Origin of the sequence: Pseudomonas sp. 2822-17 (genome assembly GCF_002742485.1) — a bacterium.
Lineage (GTDB): Bacteria > Pseudomonadota > Gammaproteobacteria > Pseudomonadales > Pseudomonadaceae > Aquipseudomonas > Aquipseudomonas cyclaminis.
Window position 1 is genome coordinate 1 of record NZ_LJRZ01000323.1, and the last position, 320, is coordinate 320.

Annotated in this window: 1 rRNA gene; it reads right to left on the reverse strand. The window is 53.4% G+C overall.

The annotated features are described in order from the left end of the window. Window positions 1–320, reverse strand: a 23S ribosomal RNA gene (locus AOA60_RS08180); the annotation flags it as partial.

Genomic DNA, 320 nt, shown 5'->3' on the forward strand with positions numbered 1-320 from the left:
CCTATTCACTGCGGCTCTCTCGGGCGTAAACCCTAATAGAGCACCCCTTCTCCCGAAGTTACGGGGTCATTTTGCCGAGTTCCTTAACGAGAGTTCTCCCGCGCGTCTTAGAATTCTCTTCCCGCCTACCTGTGTCGGTTTGCGGTACGGGCACCAGTCACCTCGCTAGAGGCTTTTCTTGGCAGTGTAGGATCAGGAACTTCGGTACTAATATTTCCCTCGCCATCACAGCTCAGCCTTTATGACAAGCGGATTTGCCTACTTGTCAGCCTAACTGCTTGGACGCGCATATCCATCAGCGCGCTTACCCTACCTTCCTG